Origin of the sequence: Streptomyces sp. NPDC001532, from assembly GCF_040298625.1 — a bacterium.
Taxonomy (GTDB): domain Bacteria; phylum Actinomycetota; class Actinomycetes; order Streptomycetales; family Streptomycetaceae; genus Streptomyces.
In genome coordinates this window covers 45,999-63,470 of record NZ_JBEPAL010000050.1, presented here as the reverse complement: position 1 = coordinate 63,470, position 17,472 = coordinate 45,999, and the positions used below count along the sequence as shown (strand labels likewise).

At 73.2% G+C, this 17,472-nt stretch carries 17 protein-coding genes; 5 read left to right on the top strand and 12 right to left on the bottom strand.

Features of this window, described 5'->3' with window-relative positions; genetic code table 11:
- Positions 1–173 precede the first annotated feature (173 nt).
- The 7 genes from ABT232_RS32890 to ABT232_RS32860 form a co-directional block, all read right to left on the bottom strand.
- A complete protein-coding gene (locus ABT232_RS32890) occupies positions 174–1,499 on the bottom strand; it encodes an MFS transporter (RefSeq protein ID WP_351846917.1) in 1,326 nt (441 codons plus the stop codon).
- Positions 1,500–1,770: 271 nt separating this feature from the next.
- Positions 1,771–2,721 carry a VOC family protein gene (locus tag ABT232_RS32885; protein ID WP_351846914.1) on the bottom strand — a complete coding sequence of 317 codons (951 nt, stop codon included), beginning with the start codon at positions 2,719–2,721 and terminating at the stop codon, positions 1,771–1,773.
- Positions 2,718–3,827 carry a 4-oxalomesaconate tautomerase gene (locus ABT232_RS32880; protein WP_351846911.1) on the bottom strand — a complete coding sequence of 370 codons (1,110 nt, stop codon included), beginning with the start codon at positions 3,825–3,827 and terminating at the stop codon, positions 2,718–2,720. Before ABT232_RS32880 ends, ABT232_RS32885 begins: the two co-directional genes overlap by 4 nt.
- Positions 3,824–4,546: a 4-carboxy-4-hydroxy-2-oxoadipate aldolase/oxaloacetate decarboxylase gene (locus ABT232_RS32875; RefSeq protein ID WP_351846908.1), complete on the bottom strand. Its 723-nt coding sequence runs from the start codon at positions 4,544–4,546 to the stop codon at positions 3,824–3,826. Before ABT232_RS32875 ends, ABT232_RS32880 begins: the two co-directional genes overlap by 4 nt.
- Positions 4,547–4,646: 100 nt before the next feature.
- Positions 4,647–5,399: a PIG-L deacetylase family protein gene (locus ABT232_RS32870; protein ID WP_351846906.1), complete on the bottom strand. Its 753-nt coding sequence runs from the start codon at positions 5,397–5,399 to the stop codon at positions 4,647–4,649.
- A 79-nt stretch (positions 5,400–5,478) separates the two neighbouring features.
- Positions 5,479–6,129 carry a GntR family transcriptional regulator gene (locus ABT232_RS32865; RefSeq protein WP_351846903.1) on the bottom strand — a complete coding sequence of 217 codons (651 nt, stop codon included), beginning with the start codon at positions 6,127–6,129 and terminating at the stop codon, positions 5,479–5,481.
- A 94-nt stretch (positions 6,130–6,223) separates the two neighbouring features.
- The gene (locus tag ABT232_RS32860; protein ID WP_351846901.1) at positions 6,224–7,093 is read right to left on the bottom strand and encodes a LysR family transcriptional regulator; all 870 of its coding nucleotides are present in this window, start codon (positions 7,091–7,093) and stop codon (positions 6,224–6,226) included.
- Positions 7,094–7,249: 156 nt separating this feature from the next.
- Here ABT232_RS32860 and ABT232_RS32855 point away from each other — a divergent pair, with 156 nt between their 5' ends.
- Together ABT232_RS32855 and ABT232_RS32850 are read left to right on the top strand one after the other, a co-directional pair.
- A complete protein-coding gene (locus ABT232_RS32855; protein ID WP_450871953.1) occupies positions 7,250–8,053 on the top strand; it encodes an EamA family transporter in 804 nt (267 codons plus the stop codon).
- 169 nt (positions 8,054–8,222) lie between these two features.
- Complete coding sequence (locus ABT232_RS32850) at positions 8,223–8,567, top strand: cupin domain-containing protein (RefSeq protein WP_351846895.1); 345 nt, start codon at positions 8,223–8,225, stop codon at positions 8,565–8,567.
- On the opposite strand, the gene ABT232_RS32845 is transcribed toward ABT232_RS32850, so the two are convergent.
- Positions 8,557–9,564: a LacI family DNA-binding transcriptional regulator gene (locus ABT232_RS32845; protein ID WP_351846892.1), complete on the bottom strand. Its 1,008-nt coding sequence runs from the start codon at positions 9,562–9,564 to the stop codon at positions 8,557–8,559. The two genes, ABT232_RS32850 and ABT232_RS32845, sit on opposite strands and share 11 nt — an antisense overlap.
- A 121-nt stretch (positions 9,565–9,685) precedes the next feature.
- Between ABT232_RS32845 and ABT232_RS32840 the strand changes: the two genes are divergently transcribed.
- Positions 9,686–10,843 (top strand): Gfo/Idh/MocA family protein, encoded by a 1,158-nt coding sequence (locus ABT232_RS32840; RefSeq protein WP_351846890.1) that lies wholly within the window; start codon positions 9,686–9,688, stop codon positions 10,841–10,843.
- 44 nt (positions 10,844–10,887) lie between these two features.
- Positions 10,888–11,892 carry a Gfo/Idh/MocA family protein gene (locus ABT232_RS32835; RefSeq protein ID WP_351846887.1) on the top strand — a complete coding sequence of 335 codons (1,005 nt, stop codon included), beginning with the start codon at positions 10,888–10,890 and terminating at the stop codon, positions 11,890–11,892.
- Between the two features lies 1 nt (position 11,893).
- Here the strand turns inward: ABT232_RS32835 and gad are convergent, their stop codons facing one another.
- The 3 genes from gad to ABT232_RS32820 form a co-directional block, all read right to left on the bottom strand.
- On the bottom strand, positions 11,894–13,276 hold the full coding sequence (gene gad, locus ABT232_RS32830; RefSeq protein WP_351846885.1) for a glutamate decarboxylase: 1,383 nt from the start codon (positions 13,274–13,276) through the stop codon (positions 11,894–11,896).
- Positions 13,277–13,749: 473 nt separating this feature from the next.
- On the bottom strand, positions 13,750–14,706 hold the full coding sequence (locus tag ABT232_RS32825) for a GNAT family N-acetyltransferase (RefSeq protein WP_351846882.1): 957 nt from the start codon (positions 14,704–14,706) through the stop codon (positions 13,750–13,752).
- On the bottom strand, positions 14,703–15,632 hold the full coding sequence (locus ABT232_RS32820; RefSeq protein WP_351846879.1) for an alpha/beta fold hydrolase: 930 nt from the start codon (positions 15,630–15,632) through the stop codon (positions 14,703–14,705). Before ABT232_RS32820 ends, ABT232_RS32825 begins: the two co-directional genes overlap by 4 nt.
- A gap of 59 nt (positions 15,633–15,691) precedes the next feature.
- Here ABT232_RS32820 and ABT232_RS32815 point away from each other — a divergent pair, with 59 nt between their 5' ends.
- Complete coding sequence (locus tag ABT232_RS32815; RefSeq protein ID WP_351846877.1) at positions 15,692–16,282, top strand: CGNR zinc finger domain-containing protein; 591 nt, start codon at positions 15,692–15,694, stop codon at positions 16,280–16,282.
- 52 nt (positions 16,283–16,334) lie between these two features.
- On the opposite strand, the gene ABT232_RS32810 is transcribed toward ABT232_RS32815, so the two are convergent.
- On the bottom strand, positions 16,335–17,153 hold the full coding sequence (locus ABT232_RS32810) for an AfsR/SARP family transcriptional regulator (protein WP_351846874.1): 819 nt from the start codon (positions 17,151–17,153) through the stop codon (positions 16,335–16,337).
- Between the last annotated feature and the right edge of the window lie 319 nt (positions 17,154–17,472).

The window sequence follows — 17,472 nt, the reverse complement described above, 5'->3', positions numbered from 1 at the left end:
ACCCTCTGCCCCCACCCCCCCCCTCCCTAGGGGGGGGGGCGCGCGGCGCGGGGCCCGCCGCCGCGGCCCCCCCCACCCCCGGGGGGGGCCGGCGTCGTCGTCCCGGTCGCTGTCGTCGTCCCGTCGGCCGGGGGCCCCTGACCGGTTCCCGGCCCGACGGACGACGCGGCGGCTCAGTGGGTGGCGACCAGCGCCGGGTCCGCGGTGCTCCGGGGGGTCCGGCGGGCGCCGCGCAGGGCGGCGACGCCGATGAACACCATGGAGCTGAATCCGGCCAGCGCGAAGGCGGTGAAGCCCCAGTCGCCCTGGTCGGCGGCGAGCAGCTGTCCGCCGAGCCAGGGGCCGAAGACGGCGCCGAAGCGGCCCATGCCGGAGGTCCAGCCGACGGCGGTGGCGCGGTTGTCGGGGGCGGAGGCGATGGACACGGTGGCGTAGATCATCGTCTGGGCGCTGTTGAGGAAGACACCGGTCAGGAAGACCACCGCGAAGGTGAGCGCCAGCGGCATGTGGACGCTGAGCAGGAAGACGCCGCAGGCGGTGAGCGCGAACCAGATCGCGGAGATGCGCGGGGCGCCGAAGCGGTCGGAGGCCCGGCCGGCGACCAGCATGCCCACGATGCCGCCGAGGTTGAACAGCACCACGAAGGTGAGGGCGGAGCCGAGTTCGTAGCCCTCGCTGCGCATCAGGGTGGGCAGCCAGGTGGCGACGCCGTAGACGAGCAGCAGGCCGCCGAAGGAGGCGAGCCAGTAGAGCAGGGTCTGGGTCCACTCGCCGCCGCGGAAGAGGTTGGCGAGGGCGGCCCAGCGCCGGCCGGCGGCCTCCTTGGCGGGCGCGGCGGGCAGTTCCACGTCGAACCGGCCGGCCAGGGCGCGGGCCTCTTCGGCGCGGCCCTTGGCGACCAGGAAGCTCAGCGACTCGGGCAGGAACCTCAGCAGCACGGGGACGAACAGCAGCGGGACGACGCAGACCCAGAACGCGGCGCGCCAGCCGAGGGGTTCGACGACCCACAGGGCGACGTAGGCGGAGAGGATGCCGCCGGCGTGGTGGGCGGTCATCAGCAGGCCGATGGTGAGGGCGGCGCGGCCGCGGGGGGCGTAGTCGGAGACCATGCTGATCGCGGTGGGCAGCAGGCCGCCGAGGCCGATGCCGGCGAGGGTGCGGCCGAGGCCGAAGACCTCGACGCCGCTCGCGACCGCGCACAGGCCGGAGGCCAGCGAGAAGAGCGCGACGCAGGCGACCATCAGCTTCTTGCGGCCGATCCGGTCGGCGACCGTGCCGGCGGTGAGGGCGCCGATCAGCATGCCGAAGGTGGCGTAGCTGCCGAGGTCGCCGGCCTGGTCCGGGGTGAGGCCGAGGGCCTTCTGCTCCAGCATGTGCGGCAGCACCGAGCCGTAGATGAACATGTCGAGGCCGTCGAAGAGGACGGCCAGCCAGCACAGACCGACGACGAGCAGAGCCAGTCTGCTGCCGCGAGCGGACGGGGCGGGGGAGGAGGACATCGTTGTTTTCCTCTCGTCCAGGAGGCGCGTGCCCTGGAGGGGATGGTGAGGCGGGTCGAGGCGGCTCCAGCGGCTGACCCGGTGTGCGCTAGACGCTAAGGAGCGCTCCAAGGAGTGTCAACGCTTTTGTCAACAATCTCAGCAACGATTGAGCAGCGGCGCGGACGGGCCCTGGACGGCCCTGGAGGGCACCGGACGGCGCGGTGACCGGGCACGACGACAAGGGGTGGACCGCACAGCGATGCGCGGCCCACCCCCGGTACGGCCCTGCTCAGGCGATCGGCGGCGTGCCATGGGTGTGGAAGGACTCGATGGTCCTCAGCCCCCACGCCTGCCCCTTGGCCCGCTCGGCCTCGGTCCAGGTGACGAGCGGCCAGTCCGGCGCCAGCACCAGCCGGGTGAGCGGGTTGCACAGCTCGATGCGGTTGCCGCCCGGTTCGTAGACGTAGAGGAAGAACGTCTGCTGGATGGCGTGCTTGTGCGGGCCCGTCTCGATGAACACCCCGCTGTCGATGGCGAGGTCGGCGGCGCGCAGGATGTCCTCGCGGGTGTCGGTCGCGAAGGCGATGTGGTGCAGCCGCCCGCTGGAGCCGGTCCAGTCCGAGGTGTAGACGACGTCGTACGACTTGCTGCTGAAGGTCAGCCAGCGGGCCGCGATCTTCCCGCTGTCCAGCCGGATCTGCTCGGTGGGCCGGGCGCCGAGCACCTGCTCCTGGAACTCGGCGTTGGCGAGCACGTCGGCGGCGAGGAAGTTGACGTGGTCAAGCCGCCGCACTCCCACGCCCCGGTTGGGCTTGGCCTGCGGCTGGTTCTTCAGCGCGGGCCGCAGTTCCTCGGGGGCCTGGTAGTGCTCGCTCTCCCAGTACAGGGCGTGCTCGTGGCCGTCCGGGTCGGTGGTGACGTAGAGCTTGCCGAGGCCGGGTTCGTCCTCGGCCCAGTGGCCGGAGCCGCCCGCCGCCTCGATCGCCGCGATCCGCCGGTGGAGGGCGGCCTCGCTGGAGGTGCGCAGGGCGAGCCTGCCGAGGCCGGGCTGTGCGCGTGCGGTGAGGACGAGGCTGTGGTGCTCGTAGTCGTCGAAGGTCCGCAGATACACGGTGTCGCCGTGCTGCCCGTTGACGGTCAGGCCCAGGTAGTCGGTGAAGAAGGCGACGCTGGCGTCCAGGTCGGGCGTGAAGAGCTGGGCGTGGCCGATGTGGGCGATGTCGCCGAGCGGCGGGGTCATCGGTGACCTCCAGAGGGTTGTGCGGAGAGGGGGGCCGTCTCGGCGGACCGGGGGAAGACGGTGCCGTCGAAGATCTTGCGGGCGGTGCGGACCACGGCGGTGCGGCGGGCGGTGGGCCGGCCGGCGGTGACGTCGAGGCTGCTTTCGATGTCCAGGAATCCGGTGGGATGTTCTATGCGAATCCGGTCACCACCGGGCTGGAGTACGGCAAGGTCCGCACCCACGCCGCCTTCGATCCGCAGGCCGGCGGCGACGCCGGCCGCGCCGAGCACCCCGATCGAGGGGTGGCAGCGCACGGGAATGAAGGTGCGGGTACTGATCGTGCCGCCGTCGCGGGGCGGAGCGAGCAGCGTGAGCTTGGGCACGGTGGCGTCCGAGACGTCCCCGAGGCCCATCAGCCGGCCCGCCGCCAGACGGATCGCGCGCAGCCGGTCGGCCAGTTCCTCGTCGTCCTCCAGCTCGGCGGGCGACTCGTAGCCGGTGACCTTCAGGGTGGTGGCCTCGATGAGGACGGTCGGCATGCCGTTGTCGACGCAGGTCACCGCGGTGCCGTCGATCTCGTCGCGGACGTTGCCGGTGGGCAGCAGTGCGCCCGCGCCCGGCGGGAACTCGATCACCACGGGTGCGGCCGTGCCCGGCACACCCGAGATCGCGGCGTCTCCCGTGTAGTCCACCCGCCGGCCCGGTGTCGGGAACGTCGCCGTCGCCCGGTCACCGCTGTTGACCATGCGGATCCGGACGGACGTCGTCTCCTCCCCCGCCGGCACCAGCCCGCGCTCCACGGCGAACGGGCCGATCCCGGCGAGGATGTTCCCGCAGTTCTGACGGTCCGTCACCTCGGCTCGGTCGACGGCCACTTGGAGGAAGAGGTAGTCGACGTCGGCGTCCGGGTCGGTGGAGCTCGACACCACGGCGACCTTGCTGGTGAGCGGGTGGGCGCCGCCGAGTCCGTCGATCTGCCGGGCGTCGGGGCTGCCCATGACGCGCAGCAGCAGCGCGTCGCGGGCGGCCGGGTCGGCGGGCAGGTCCTCGGCGAGGAAGTAGGCGCCCTTGGAGGTGCCGCCGCGCATCAGCAGACAGCGGATCCCCTCGGGGCCGGGGCTCACGTCCCCTCCCCCGCGGGACCTTCGGCTCCCGCGTACTCCTCGTACGTCCGGTACTCGACGCCGAGCCGCTTCAGGGTGTCGCGCAACCCGTAGCGGTCCAGGCCGAGTTCGCCGTCGAGGAAGGCCGCGCGGGACCTGGCCTCCTTGGCCTCGCGGGCCTCGGACCTCTGCGCGGTCTCGCGGGCGCGTTCGCGCGGGACGACGACCACGCCGTCGTCGTCGGCGAGGATCACGTCGCCGGGACGGACCACCTGGCCGCCGATGGCGACCGGCACGTTGACCGAGCCGCCGGTGGCCTTGACGGTGCCTTGCGCACAGACGGCCCGGGACCAGGCCGGGAAGTCCATCTCGCGCAGCTCCTGGGTGTCCCGGATGCCCGCGTTGATGACGATGCCGCGCACACCCCGCTGCTGGAGCGCGGTCGCGAACAGCTCGCCGAACATGCCGTCGGTGGACGGGGAGGTGGTGGTGACGACCAGGATGTCGCCCTCGCCGCACTGCTCGACGGCGGCGTGGATCATCAGGTTGTCGCCGGGCCAGCTGAGCACGGTGACCGCGGTGCCGGCGACCCGGACACCCTGCTGGACGGGGCGCAGCGCGGTGTCGAGCAGCCCGGTGCGGCCCATCGCCTCGCTGACGGTGGCCACGCCGTAGCGGGCCAGCGCCTCGACGTCCTCGGCCTGTGCCTTCGGCGGGTTGGTGACGATGACGCCGCTCATACTTCCTCCTTCTGCGAAGCTCCGCTTCGGCTCCGCTGCGGCCGGGTGCCCACTGCGCTTCGCTCCGCGGACCCCCAGCCTCCGCTGCACCTCGGCTCGCTCATGCCAGTTCCTTCGCGATCTGCGGGTAGGGCCGCATGTACGCCTCGGCCATGGTCTTGTGGGCGAGGCCCAGGTTGGGGCCCGCGTTGCGCTTGAGCTGGACACCGCGGCGGACGGCCAGGTCGGTGTAGTAGTCCCACAGGTGCTGCTGGGCGCCCAGGCACTCCATGGCCTTGCGCTTGGTCTCCCACACCTCGGTGATGTCGAGCAGCACCTCGGGCTTGAAGCCGCTCATCTCGGGCTGGTGCGGCTCGAAGTAGAAGACGGGCGGTGCGCCGATGATCTCGCCGGGGCCGGGGTAGCCGATGGCCTGCGCGAGCACCCTGGCCTCCAGGGCCATCCGGTTGGCGGCCGGGTGGTCGCCGTTGTACGGGTCCTCGACGGGGTGGGTGAGGACGACGTCGGGCTGGGTGTCGCGGTAGACCTCGACGAGCTTGTCGGTCAGCTCGGCCGTGGCGACGAGCGGGTAGTCGCCGGCGTCGAAGAAGCGGACCTCGGCGCCGAGGACGGCGGCGGCGCGCTCGGCCTCGTCGCGGCGGATCGCCTTGATCTCCTCCAGCCGCTTGCCCTCGCGCCACGCCTTGGCGGACTCGCCGCGCTCACCGAAGGTCAGGCAGGCGATGGTGACCTTCTCGCCGCGGGCGGCGGCCAGGGCGATGGCTCCGCCCGCCCGCCAGACGAAGTCCCCGGCGTGCGCGGTGACGACAAGGGTCGATCGTGGGGTTGCGGGCGCGTTGGCAGCCTGGCTCATTGCTCGGTCTCTCCTTGGTGGACAGGTGTGCGCCCGCCTCGCGCGCGGATCGGTCGCGCGCGTGTCCGTCCTGCGCGTGTCAGCCGCGCAGCGCCTCGATCACGCTGGTGAGGTGGGCGCGGACGGCCGCCTCGGCCGCCTGCGGGTCCCTGGCCCTGATCGCCTCGATCATGGTCAGATGCTCGTTCAGGGAGTGCTGCGGACGTCCCGGCCGCAGCGCCAGCTGGAAGCGGTGGCGCACCAGTTGGGCGTTGAGCCGCTCCAGCAGATCGACGGCGGTGGCCTGACCGGAGAACTCACGGATCCTGGCGTGCAGGTCCTGGTTGAGGTCGGAGTAGGTCAGCGGCTCGCCGTCGGCGACGGCCTTGCCCATGGCGGTGCCGAGGTCGGTCAGCTCGTCCAGCTGCTCGTCGCTGGCCGCGACGGCCGCCTTGGCCGCGCACAGTCCTTCGAGGACCATGCGGCACTCGGTGATGGCGACCGCTTCCTCCACGGTCACCACCCGCACCCGCGAACCGCGGTTGCGGATCCGCTCGACGAGGCCCTGGGCCTCCAGATCGATCAGCGCCGCGCGGATGCTCGCCCGTGTCACTCCGAACTGCTCGGCGAGTTCGTTCTCCACCAGCCGCTGTGCCGGTGCCATCTCGCCGCGCAGGATCGCCTGCCGCAGCCGGCTCAGCGCCAGCTGTTTGGCCTGCTCTCCGCTGCCCGGACGGGCTTCTTTCGGCATGTGCCCTCCCTGAGTGAGTGCCTGTCGAACGTAAATCTAGCCAAACAAGATTGTCAACAATTTTGTTCGCTCTTTTTCCCGGCGGGGCCCGGGGTCAGCCGAGGCCGTACAGCCCGGTCAGCAGCTCGACCACGGACTGGGTGGCGGGATGCGGATCGTCGCGCCACCAGGCGAGACGTACGGCGACCGGCTCGGCGTCGCGCACCGGGCGGTAGACCACGCCGGGCCGCCGGTACTGGTGGGCGGTGGACTCGGCCGTCATGCCGATGCACCGGCCGGTGGCGATCACCGTGAGCCAGTCGTCGACGTCGTGGGTCTCCTCGGTGGCCGGACGCATGTCCGGCGGCCACAGCTCCGGGGTCGTGGTGCCGGTACGCCGGTCCACCAGCAGCACCCGCCCGCCGAGCTCGGCCAGCCGCACCGAGCGGCGCCGGGCCAGCGGGTCGTCGGCGGCCAGCGCGCACAGCCGCCGCTCCAGGCCGACGATCGCCGAGTCGAAGCGGCGGTCGTCCGGCGCGCGGCGCACCACCGCGAGGTCGCACATGCCCTCCAGCAGCCCGGCGGTCGGCGCGTTCACCCGCACCAGGTGCAGCCCGGTCTCCGGGTGCGCGGCGCTCCAGCGGCGCTGGAAGGGCAGGGTGTGCCGGCCGAGCGCAGCCCAGGCGTAGCCGATCCGCAGCTCGGTCCGGCCCGAGGTGGCGTCCCGGACCAGCTCGTCCACCTCGGCCAGCACCCGGCGGGCGTGCGCCACCACCCGCAGCCCGGTCGCCGTCGGCGTCACCGAGCGGGAGGTGCGCCGCAGCAGCCGGACACCGAGAGCGCCCTCCAGCGCGGCGAGGGTCCGCGAGACGGCGGCCTGGGAGACGCCGATCGCGATCGCGGCGTCGGTGAAGGTGCCCTCGTCGACGATCGCGACGAGACACCGCAGTTGACGCAGGTCCACACCTGCGGACCGCATATCCATACGCCAAGCGTATAGATCGTGGCGTGCATGCATTATGTGCAACCAGGCCTCACCCGCACGATACGACCCATGCGCACAGCCACCACCCCGCGAGAATTCCGCGCCCTCGCCGACGACGCTCCGTCCGCCACGCACCGGCTGGCCGGCGTCGCCACCATGCTCGGCAGCGGACTGTCCAACCAGACCGGCGCCGCCGTCGGCGCCCTCGCCTTCCCGGTCCTCGGCCCGCTCGGGGTCGTGGCGGTACGCCAGTACGTCGCCGCCGCCGTCCTGCTCGCCGTCGGCCGGCCCCGGCTGCGGGAGTTCGCCTGGTCGCAGTGGTGGCCGGTGCTGCTGCTCGCCCTGGTGTTCGGCACCATGAACCTCAGCCTCTACAGCGCGGTCGACCGGATCGGCCTCGGCCTCGCGGTGACCCTGGAGTTCCTGGGCCCGCTGGCCATCGCCCTGGCCGCGGTACGCCGCCGGCTCGACGCCTGCTGCGCGGTGCTCGCCGCGGCGGGCGTGATCGTGCTGATGCGCCCGCAGCCCTCCGCGGACCACCTGGGCATGGGGCTCGGGCTCCTGGCGGCCGGCTGCTGGGCGTCGTACATCCTCCTCAACCGCACGATCGGCCACCGCGTCCCCGGCGCACAGGGCGCGGCGGCCGCGGCCGGGGTGTCCGCGGTGCTGTTCCTCCCGGCCGGACTGCTGGTGGTCCTGCACCGCCCCCCGAGCGCCGGAGCGGTGGCCTGCGCCGTCACCGCGGGCGTCCTGTCCTCCGCCGTGCCCTACCTCGCCGACCTGCTGACCCTGCGCCGCGTCCCGGCCCAGACCTTCGGCCTCTTCATGAGCGTCAACCCGGTCCTGGCCGCACTGGTCGGCTGGATCGTCCTCGACGAGGGCCTGGGCGCCTGGGAGTGGGCAGCCATCGGCGCGGTGGTCACCGCGAACGCGACGAGCATGCTGGGGCGGCGGGGGTGAGGGCGTCCTGGCGGACGGCTGCCGGGCGGCGGCGAGCAGCGTGACCCATCCGTGTGGCGGCAGCGGGTGGAGTCCGGCCGGCGACCCGACGGAGTGTCCGGTGGGCAGGGGTGATACCCCACACTCTGTCAGCGTCGGGGCGGGGGCGGGGGTGGCTAGGGTCGGGGGTATGGACCACAGCTTCGCAGTGCACATCCCCGACGCCGTGCTGGAACCCGAGCCGCTGCGGCCCGAGCAGATCGTCTCCGGCGCGCCCGAGGTGACCGGGAAGGTGGTCTGGGAGTCGGCGGACGGGCGTCAGGTGCGGGGGATCTGGCAGATCACGCCGGGCGTGGTGACCGACACCGAGGCCGACGAGCTGTTCGTGGTGATCAGCGGGTCGGCGACGATCGAGGTGGAGGGCGGGCCGACGCTGACGGTCGGGGCCGGCGACATGGCGGTGCTGCGCGAGGGCGACCGCACGACCTGGACGGTGCACGAGACGCTGCGCAAGGCGTACGCGATCACGCTGTGAGCGGTGGCGGGCCAGTCGTGCCGCGGATCTCCAGCGCGGGTGCGGCGAGATGGGTCCGCCCCGCTCCCCCGGGCCGCTCGAAGCGGTCCAGCAGACAGCCGGCGGCGCGGCGGCCCACCTCGTGGCTCGCGTTGTCGACGGTGGTGAGCCACAGGTGGCGCAGCCGGGCGATGGCGGTGTCGTCGTACCCGGTCACGGAGACGTCCCGCGGCACGCGCAGGCCGAGTTCGGCCGCCGCCGACAGCGCGCCGACGGCGGTGATGTCGTTGACGGCGAGCAGCGCGGTGGGCCGGTCGGCGCGGCTCAGCAGCCGTACGGTCGCCCGGTAGCCGCCCTCCTCGGTCATGTCGCCGGCCTCCACCGACGCCTGCGCGGCCAGGCCGTGCGCCCGCATGGTGTCCTCGAAGCTGCGGCGGCGCAGTTCCCCGACGGCGCCGTAGCCGGCGAGGTGCGCGATCCTGCGGTGGCCGAGCCCGACGAGGTGGTCGGTGACCAGCCGCGTCCCTTCCGTGTCGTCGCCGGCGACGACGTCCACGCCGGGCGGCACCGGCTCGCGGGCCCCGGCGACGACCACCGGCATCCGCGCGGCGGCCGGGCCGAGCGCGGCCGGGTCGGGCATGGTGCCGACGACGACCAGTCCCGCGACGCCGAGGTCGAGGAAGGGCCCGGCCGGGTCCTGGCCGCCGCGGCGGTTGAGGCGGGCGTCGGTGAGGACGGTGTGCAGTCCGGCGGCGTGCAGCGGGGCGTTCAGACCGTCGAGCAGTTCCACGTACCAGGGGTTGCGCAGGTCGTGCAGGAGGACGCCGATCGTGCGGGTGCGCCGCTCGCTGAGGGTGCGCGCGGCGGCGTTGGGGCGGTAGCCCAGCTCCCGTACGGCCCGCAGTACGGCGTCCCGCTTCTCGGGCCGCACCGGTCCGGAGCCGCGCAGCACCAGCGAGACCAGCGACTTGGACACTCCGGCCCGTTCGGCCACATCGCGGATGGTGGGCGGTCTCATGGTATGGACCGTTCCACGCGGTCGTCCTCGTTGTCAAAGGGCCGCGATACCTTGACACCCTGGAGCAGCGCCGCCCAAGGTGGGCTGCACAGGACATGGACCGGTCCAACGAAGGGCTGTCATGGTGGACACGCTGGGCGTCGCCGTCGTCGGGTTCGGCTGGATGGGCCGGGTGCACACCCAGGCGTACGCCAGGGTCCGCCACCACTTTCCGCGGCTGCCCCTGCGTCCCGAGCTGGTGACCGTCGCCGAGGAGGTGCCCGGCCGGGCCGAGGAGGCCGCCGACCGGTACGGGTTCGCCGGGACGGCCCGCGACTGGCGGGAGGTCGCCGCCGATCCGCGCGTAGGGGCGGTGAGTGTCACCGTCCCCAACTTCCTGCACCGCGAGATCGGCGTCGCGATGGCCGAGGCGGGCAAGCACCTGTGGATCGAGAAGCCGGTGGGCCTGACCGCCGAGGACGCCCGCGCGGTGGCGGACGCGGTCGCGGCGGCCGGGGTGCAGGGCTCGGTCGGCTTCAACTACCGCAACGCGCCCGCCGTGGAGAGCGCCCGCGCGCTCATCGCCTCCGGCGGGATCGGCGACCCCACGCATGTCCGCGTCCGCCTGTTCAGCGACTACGCCGCCCACCCGGAGGCGGCGCTGACCTGGCGGTTCCAGCGGGAGCGGGGCGGCGGCGGCGTCCTCGGCGACCTGGCCTCGCACGGCGTGGACCTGGCCCGCTTCCTGCTCGGCGAGATCACGTCGGTGGCCGCCGACACGGCGGTGTTCGTGCCCCGGCGGGCCCGGCCCACCACCGCCGTCGCCGGTCACGCCCGTGCCGCCGGCGGTGAGCCGGGCCCGGTGGAGAACGAGGACTACGTCAGCTGTCTGCTGCGCTTCGCCTCCGGCGCGCGCGGGGTGCTGGAGGCGTGCCGGGTCTCGGTCGGCGAGCAGAACAACTACGGCTTCGAGGTGCACGGCACCGAGGGCGCGGTGTTCTGGGACTTCCGCCGGATGAACGAGCTGGGCGTCTGCCAGGGCACCGCGTACCAGGACCAGCCCGTCAGCACCCGTTACGTCGGCCCCGGTGACGGCGAGTTCGCGGCGTTCCAGCCGGGTGCGGCGAACGCCATGGGCTACGACGATCTGAAGGTGATCGAGGCGTACCGCTTCCTCCGCTCGATCGCCGAGGGCACGCCGTACGGGACCACCCTGTCGGACGCCGTGCACAGCGCGACCGTGCTGGACGCCATGACGCGTTCGGCGCGCGACGGCGCCTGGGTGACGGTCCGTTCCTGACCGCACCCGCCTCCCCCGTACGTCCGCAAAGGAGCAGCGAACCCATGCGCATCGCCATCCTCGGCCTCGGCCGCATCGGCGCCTTCCACGCCGAGACCCTGTCCGGCCTCGACGCCGTCGACTCGCTCGTGTTCGCCGACCCGTTCGCGGACGCCGCCAAGGCCGCCGCCGAACGGCTCGGCGGCCAGGTCGCGGACTCGCCCGAGGCGGTGCTGGCCGCCGGGGTCGACGGTGTGGTGATCGCCGCCGCGACCGACGCCCATCCGGCGCTGATCCTCGCGGCCGTCGGCGCGGGCGTCCCCGTCTTCTGCGAGAAGCCGGTCGCCAGGACCATGCGTGAGGGCGTCGAGGTCCTGAAGGCCGTCGAGGGCGCCGGCGTGCCGATCCAGATCGGCTACAACCGCCGCTTCGACGCCGGTTTCGCGGCCGCCCGCGCGGCCGTGCGCGCCGGTGAGCTGGGGACGCTGCACACCGTACGGTCGACGACGCTGGACCCGGCGCCGCCGCCCGCCGCGTACGTCGCCGCCTCCGGCGGCATCTTCCGTGACTGCTCGGTGCACGACTTCGACATCATCCGCTGGGTGACGGGCCGCGAGGTGACCGAGGTGTACGCCGTCGGCGGCAACCGGGGCGCCGGCCACATCCGGGCGGCGGGCGACGCGGACACCACGGCCGCGACCCTCACCCTGGACGACGGCACGCTCGCCGTCGTCTCCAACTCCCGCCACAACGGCCGCGGTCACGACGTCCGGATGGAGATCCACGGCTTCGAGGACTCCATCGCGGTGGGTCTCGAGGAGAAGCTGCCGCTGCGGTCCGTGGAGCCCGGTGCCACCTTCCCGTCCGGTGTCCCGCACGACTTCTTCATGGACCGCTTCGCCGCCGCCTACCGTGCCGAACTCCAGGCGTTCACCGAGGTGGTGGCCGGTTCCCGGCCCTCGCCGTGCACGGTCGAGGACGCGCTGGAGGCGGGCTGGATCGCGGAGGCGTGCACGCTGTCGCTGGCCGAGCACCGGCCGGTCCGCGTCGCGGAGGTGCGCGGCCGCTGACTCAGTGGTGGAACCCCGGCTGCTCCGAGGCGTGCCCCCCGGTACCGCTCTCCAGGCGGTCCACGGCGGCGCGCAGGTCGTCGGCGAGGAGCGCGATCTTGTCGTAGCCGGTGCCGTGCCGGACCAGGACGCGCTGCACGACGGTGTCCTCCCGGCCGGTGGCCAGCGGGTAGGCGGGGACCTGCCAGCCGCGGCGGCGCAGCTCGTCGGTGACGTCGTAGAGCGTGAAGGGGCTCGCGGCGGGGTCGGTCAGGGTCCAGGTGACGGCCGGGAGGGCGCTCTGGCCGTCGTAGAGGACGGTGAACGGGCCCAGGGACGCGACCCGTTCGGCGAGCATCCCGGCGGTGGCGGCGCAGGCGCCGTGGATCTTGGCGTAGCCCTCGCGGCCGAGCCGCAGCAGGTTGTAGTACTGGGCGACGATCTCGCCGCCGGGGCGGGAGAAGTTCAGGGCGAAGGTGGGCATGTCGCCGCCGAGGTAGGAGACGCGGAACACCAGGTCCTCGGGGAGCAGGTCGGCGGACCGCCAGACCACCCAGCCCACCCCCAGCGGGGCCATGCCGTACTTGTGGCCGGAGACGTTGATGGAGGCGACCCGCGGCAGCCGGAAGTCCCACACGAGGTCGGGCTGGACGAAGGGCGCGACGAAGCCGCCGCTGGCGGCGTCCACGTGCACGGGGATGTCCCAGCCGGTCTCCTGCTGGATCCGGTCGAGTTCGGCGGCGATCTCGGCGACCGGCTCGTAGACGCAGGTGTAGGTGACGCCGAGGATGGCCACCACGCCGATGGTGTTCTCGTCGACGTACTCACGCAGTTGGTGGGCGCGCAGTCCCAGGGCGTCCGGTTCCATGGGGACCTGGCGCAGTTCGACGTCGAAGTAGCGGGCGAACTTCTCCCAGCAGACCTGGACCGGGCCGACGACGAGGTTGGGGCGGTCGGTGGACCTGCCCTCGGCGCGGCGGCGCTCGCGCCAGCGCCATTTCAGGGCCAGGCCGCCGAGCATGCCGGCCTCGCTGGAGCCGGTGGTGGAGCAGCCGAGGGTGTTGGCGCCGTCCGGGGAGTTCCACAGGTCGGCGAGCATGTGGACGCAGCGGTTCTCGATCTCCGCGGTCTGCGGGTACTCGTCCTTGTCGATCATGTTCTTGTCGAGGCACTCGTCCATCAGGGCGTGCACCTCGGGCTCGGCCCAGGTGGTGCAGAACGTCGCGAGGTTCTGCGAGGCGTTGCCGTCCAGGCTCAGCTCGTCGTGGATGAGCGCCCGGATGGCGCGGGCGTCCGACACCTTGTCCGGCATCCGGAACTTCGGCAGCGCCTGCTCGCTGATCGGCAGGGCGTAGACGTCGTCGAAGGGACCCGCCGACTGGCGGTCGGTCTGGTGCAGGGCCACGGGTCTCTCCCGGTCGCAGGGGCTCTTCGAGGAAGGCCGGGGGCGAGCACCCGAGCAGCACTTGTGTGGGGGACAGCGAGCCCGCACCCGGCTTCCCTCTGTCCGCAATCTGGCACACCGGCGGCCGGGCCGCCCGGCGAGCGCGTCCGGACGGCGGTCGGGCGGGGGCGGGATCGGGTGGGGGCGGGTGCGGGCCTGGGTTAGGGGCCTGGGCGGAGGGCCGGGCGGGATCGGGTGGGGGCTTGGGTTGGGGGCCTGCGCGGGGGCCGGGCGGGGGCCGGGCGGGGGCCGGGCGGGGGCGAGCCCGCCGGTCGCCCGGTCCCCGCTGAGGCCGCTCGGTCCGGTCAGTCCGTCAGTCCGGTCGGTCCGGTCAGTCCGTCAGTCCGTCAGTCCGGTCGGTCCGGTCGGTCCGGTCGGTCCGTCAGTCCGGTCGGTCCGGTCGGTCCGGTCGGTCCGGTCAGTCCGTCAGACCGTCAGTCCGCCGAGAGGACCAGTCGGCGGGCGAAGTTGCGGTAGCCGAGGCGGGTGAAGGCCGCGGCGGTCGGGCCGTTCGCCAGGTCGGTGTCGGCGCGCACGACGTCCGCGCCGGCCTCCTCGGCGAGGAGACGGGTGATCTCGGCGATCAGGTCGTCCACATAACCCTGGCCGCGCTGCTCGGGGAGGACACCGAGGTAGCCGACGACATGCACGCTGGTGTTGCGGGAGGGCAGCGCGAAGCCCACGGGCCGGCCGTCGGGCGTCTCGGCCGTCCGCCACCAGGACCGGTCGCCGGGCATCTCGTCGCGGTAGAAGGCGACGTCGGCGCGGGCCTGGGCCTCGGCGCCGACCGTCTCGGCGCCGGTCCGGGACCCGGCGTCCAGGGTGCCCTTCAGCACCTGGCGGAACAGGTCCACGAAGACCTCGTCGTCCGGTTCGGCGCGGAAGCGCAGCCGGCCGGAGGATCGCGGGAGGCCGGTCTCGGCGGTCCACTCGAAGCGGAGCCGTTCCAGGGCGGCGGTGAGTCCGGCCCGGCGGGCCGCCTCCTGCCGCCAGGCGAGGGCGGCGACCGCCTCGGGCCGCTCGCGCCAGTCGCCGGGCAGCAGCACGTGGTAGTCAGGCGGCGTCTTCACGCCGGCCTCGGCGAAGGCGGCGTGCGCGGTGGTGAGGAGGCGGGCGGCCAGCTCGGTGCGGTCGTCGTCCGAGCGGCCGGCGGTGCTGACGTTGAGCGCGTCGAGGGCGGCGGGCCGGGTGTCGTCGGGGCCGCCCCACCAGGTGGCGACGGCGTGCGGCTCGCCGCCGTCCTCGGCCAGCCAGGTCCACTCCCGCCGGTACTCACGGGTGGCGAGCCGGTCCCGGAAGGTGTCGGCGTCGGCCCAGACGCCGATCTCGTCCGCCGGGAACAGCGGCAGGACGCGGTCGACGTCGGCGTCGGTGAGGGTGCGGACGATCACGAGGCCTCCCGGCCGGTCGTCGGGGCGGGGCCGTCCCAGGTGCGGTCGAGGAAGCCGGCGATCAGGGGGGCGATCTCGGGCAGCCGGTCCTCCAGCGCGAAGTGGCCGGTGTCGAACAGCTGCAGTTCCGCGTCGGGCAGGTCGCGCAGGTAGGCGCGGGCGCCGTCGGGGGTGAAGAAGGGGTCGCCGGTGCCCCAGGTGATGAGGGTGGGCGGGCGGTGGGCGCGCAGCCAGGCCTGCCAGTCGGGGTAGGCGGCGAGATTGCTCTTGTAGTCGTGGGCGAGGGCGAGCTGGGCCCGTTTGCGGCCCGGCAGGTCGAGGAAGTACTGGTCGAGCAGCCAGCCCTCGGGAGCGACGAGCGCCGGGTCCGCGGTGCCGCCCTCGTACTGGGCGCGGGTGGCGGCGAGGGTGAACAGGTCGAGGACGGTCCGCTCGGCGCCGGGGGTGTCCGGGGTGAGGGCGGTGAACTCGCGGGCGGCGTCGGACAGTCCGTCGAGGTAGGCGTTGCCGTTCTGCACCACGAGCCCGGCCACGCGCGCCGGATGCCGCAGCGCCAGGCGCAGGCCGACCGGGGCGCCGAAGTCGAAGAGGTACAGCGTGTACCGGGTCAGTCCGAGCCGTTCGGTGAAGCCTTCGACGACGTCGGTCAGCCGCTCGAAGGTGTACGTGAAGTCCTCCGGGGCGCGGGTGTGTCCGAAGCCGGGGTAGTCGGGGGCGATCAGCCGGTAGTGCCGTCCGAGGGTGTCGATGAGCCGCCGGAACTGGTGGGACGCGGACGGGAAGCCGTGCAGGAGCAACAGCACGGGGGCGTCGGGCCGGTCGGGCAGGGACTCCCGGTAGAAGACCTCGACGCCGCCGACGTCGAGGTGCCGGTGGGCCGTGCGGGCGGGTGTGCTGATGCGCGGTGCGGTCACCGAGGAGGTCATGGGTCAGTCATACGCCGACGTCTTCTAATGCGTCAATCGATTTGTGTAGCATTAGAGTTGTGTACGCCAGTGAACCGCCGACCGGCGAGCCCCTGCCCCTCGACCTCGTCAACACCCGTCCGCTGCACGGCGGGCGACGTGTCGACCTGCTCGACTCCGCCTCCCGGCTGGCCGCTTGGCTGGCGCTGGAGGCGGACCGGCTGGACGGGGAGACGGCCGGCGCCGCTCCCGAGGAGGCCGACCTCGCCCCCGTGCACGCCGTGCGGGAGCACACCGAGGCGGCGCTGCGGGCCCTGCTGGCCGGGCAGCGGCCGCCCGAGTCCGCGCTGCGCGCCCTCGCCGACGCCCAGCGCGCGGCCCCCGCGGTCCGCGAACCGGTGTGGGACGGTACGTCGGTGAGCGCGCCGCCGCGCCGCACCGGCCCTCTGGGCGTCCGGCTCGCGGCCCTGCTCGCGGAGTCCGCCGTCGCCCTGCTGGCCGGCCCGGCGGTCAGCCGCGTCCGGCAGTGCGAGGCGGACGACTGCGTCCTGCTGTTCCTCCCGGCCCACCCCCGCCGCCGCTGGTGCTCCCCCACCCGCTGCGGCAACCGCACCCGCGTCGCCCGCCACTACCGCCGGCGCCGGGAAGGAGGCGCGGCGGAGGGGGCGTGAAGACGCGGACACGCATGGGCCCTCCGCGCCTTGCGGTCCGGGCCCCGCGTTCTCAGGGAGCCGCCGCCGGCAGAACCCCCGCCTCCTGGAGGCGGGACGGGTCCGCGCGCAGGATGGCCTCCTGGGCGAGGCGGAGGGACGGGCCGGGCTCGACGCCCAGCTCCTCCCGGATGACACGGCGGGCGTGGTGGTAGACGTTCAGGGCGTCGCCCTGGCGGCCGGCCCGGTACAGCGCGGCCATCAGCTGGCGGTAGAAGGGCTCCCGCAACGGGTGCTGGACCAGCAGGCCCTTCAGTTCCTCGATCACCTCGTGGTGGCGGCCGATCGCCAGGGCCGAGTCGATCCCCAGCTCGGTGCAGTTCAGCCGTTTCTCCTCCTGGACCGCCGCGAACGACTCGATCGCCAGGGAGCCCGGCAGCCCTTCCAGAACGGGGCCGCGCCAGCGGCTGAGCCCACGCCGGAGGAGTTCGAAGGCCTGGCGGAAATCAGCCGCGAAGTAGCGTTCGCGGCCGAGTTCGTACAGCGCCTGGAATTCCTGGAAATCGGTCATGGCGGCACCGGCGTCGAGAATGTATCCGGACGATGTCGTGACGATCGGGGACGCCTCCCGGGGCCCGCTGAGGAGTTTGCGCGCCTGCGAGACGTACACCCGCAGGCTCGCATGGGCGCAGCGGGGTGGCCGCTGCTCCCACAGCTCCGCGACAAGCTTCTCCCCGGGTACCGCCTCCCCCGCCCTGACCAGCAGAAGGGCGAGCAGTTTGGTGAGTTTGGGCGCCTCGGGCGTCAGATCGACGCCGCCGCGGGTGATCCGCAGCCGGCCCAGCAGTTCGTAGCGCAGTGGATGGTCGGTGCGTGCAGAGGACAGGGACACGACTACCCCCCGAATGCGCGGTGCGCATTCAACTAAATTCCGGTCTCCCCCGTACGCCCCCTGGTCCGGGACGTCCATTACTCGATGGTAGCTCTTTAGCCGGAAGCCTATGTCAGCTCGTTGCCCGATACCAGTCCCGCCCCGTTACACCGGCATTAAAGAGAATGGAACTCGGCCGGTTTTGGAGCGACCGCGGAAAACGAATCAGCCATTCACCGAAGCCGGTCGCCGGAAAACGCGGACAGCCCGGACCGCCGTGGAGGCGGGCCGGGCCGGGCCGTTCGCGCGGTGGAACCGGTCGGAGTGGGCGGAGTGGGCG

What these genes read in the sequence shown, in the direction of transcription:
- ABT232_RS32855 (WP_450871953.1), top strand. Translation starts at nt 7,250, where the DNA reads ATGCTCGGCAGCGGACTGTCCAACCAGACCGGCGCCGCCGTCGGCGCC.
- ABT232_RS32885 (WP_351846914.1), bottom strand. Translation starts at nt 2,721, where the DNA reads ATGACCCCGCCGCTCGGCGACATCGCCCACATCGGCCACGCCCAGCTC.
- ABT232_RS32845 (WP_351846892.1), bottom strand. Translation starts at nt 9,564, where the DNA reads ATGAGACCGCCCACCATCCGCGATGTGGCCGAACGGGCCGGAGTGTCC.
- ABT232_RS32840 (WP_351846890.1), top strand. Translation starts at nt 9,686, where the DNA reads ATGGTGGACACGCTGGGCGTCGCCGTCGTCGGGTTCGGCTGGATGGGC.
- ABT232_RS32890 (WP_351846917.1), bottom strand. Translation starts at nt 1,499, where the DNA reads ATGTCCTCCTCCCCCGCCCCGTCCGCTCGCGGCAGCAGACTGGCTCTG.
- ABT232_RS32875 (WP_351846908.1), bottom strand. Translation starts at nt 4,546, where the DNA reads ATGAGCGGCGTCATCGTCACCAACCCGCCGAAGGCACAGGCCGAGGAC.
- ABT232_RS32865 (WP_351846903.1), bottom strand. Translation starts at nt 6,129, where the DNA reads ATGCCGAAAGAAGCCCGTCCGGGCAGCGGAGAGCAGGCCAAACAGCTG.
- ABT232_RS32860 (WP_351846901.1), bottom strand. Translation starts at nt 7,093, where the DNA reads ATGGATATGCGGTCCGCAGGTGTGGACCTGCGTCAACTGCGGTGTCTC.
- ABT232_RS32835 (WP_351846887.1), top strand. Translation starts at nt 10,888, where the DNA reads ATGCGCATCGCCATCCTCGGCCTCGGCCGCATCGGCGCCTTCCACGCC.
- ABT232_RS32850 (WP_351846895.1), top strand. Translation starts at nt 8,223, where the DNA reads ATGGACCACAGCTTCGCAGTGCACATCCCCGACGCCGTGCTGGAACCC.
- ABT232_RS32870 (WP_351846906.1), bottom strand. Translation starts at nt 5,399, where the DNA reads ATGAGCCAGGCTGCCAACGCGCCCGCAACCCCACGATCGACCCTTGTC.
- ABT232_RS32820 (WP_351846879.1), bottom strand. Translation starts at nt 15,632, where the DNA reads ATGACCTCCTCGGTGACCGCACCGCGCATCAGCACACCCGCCCGCACG.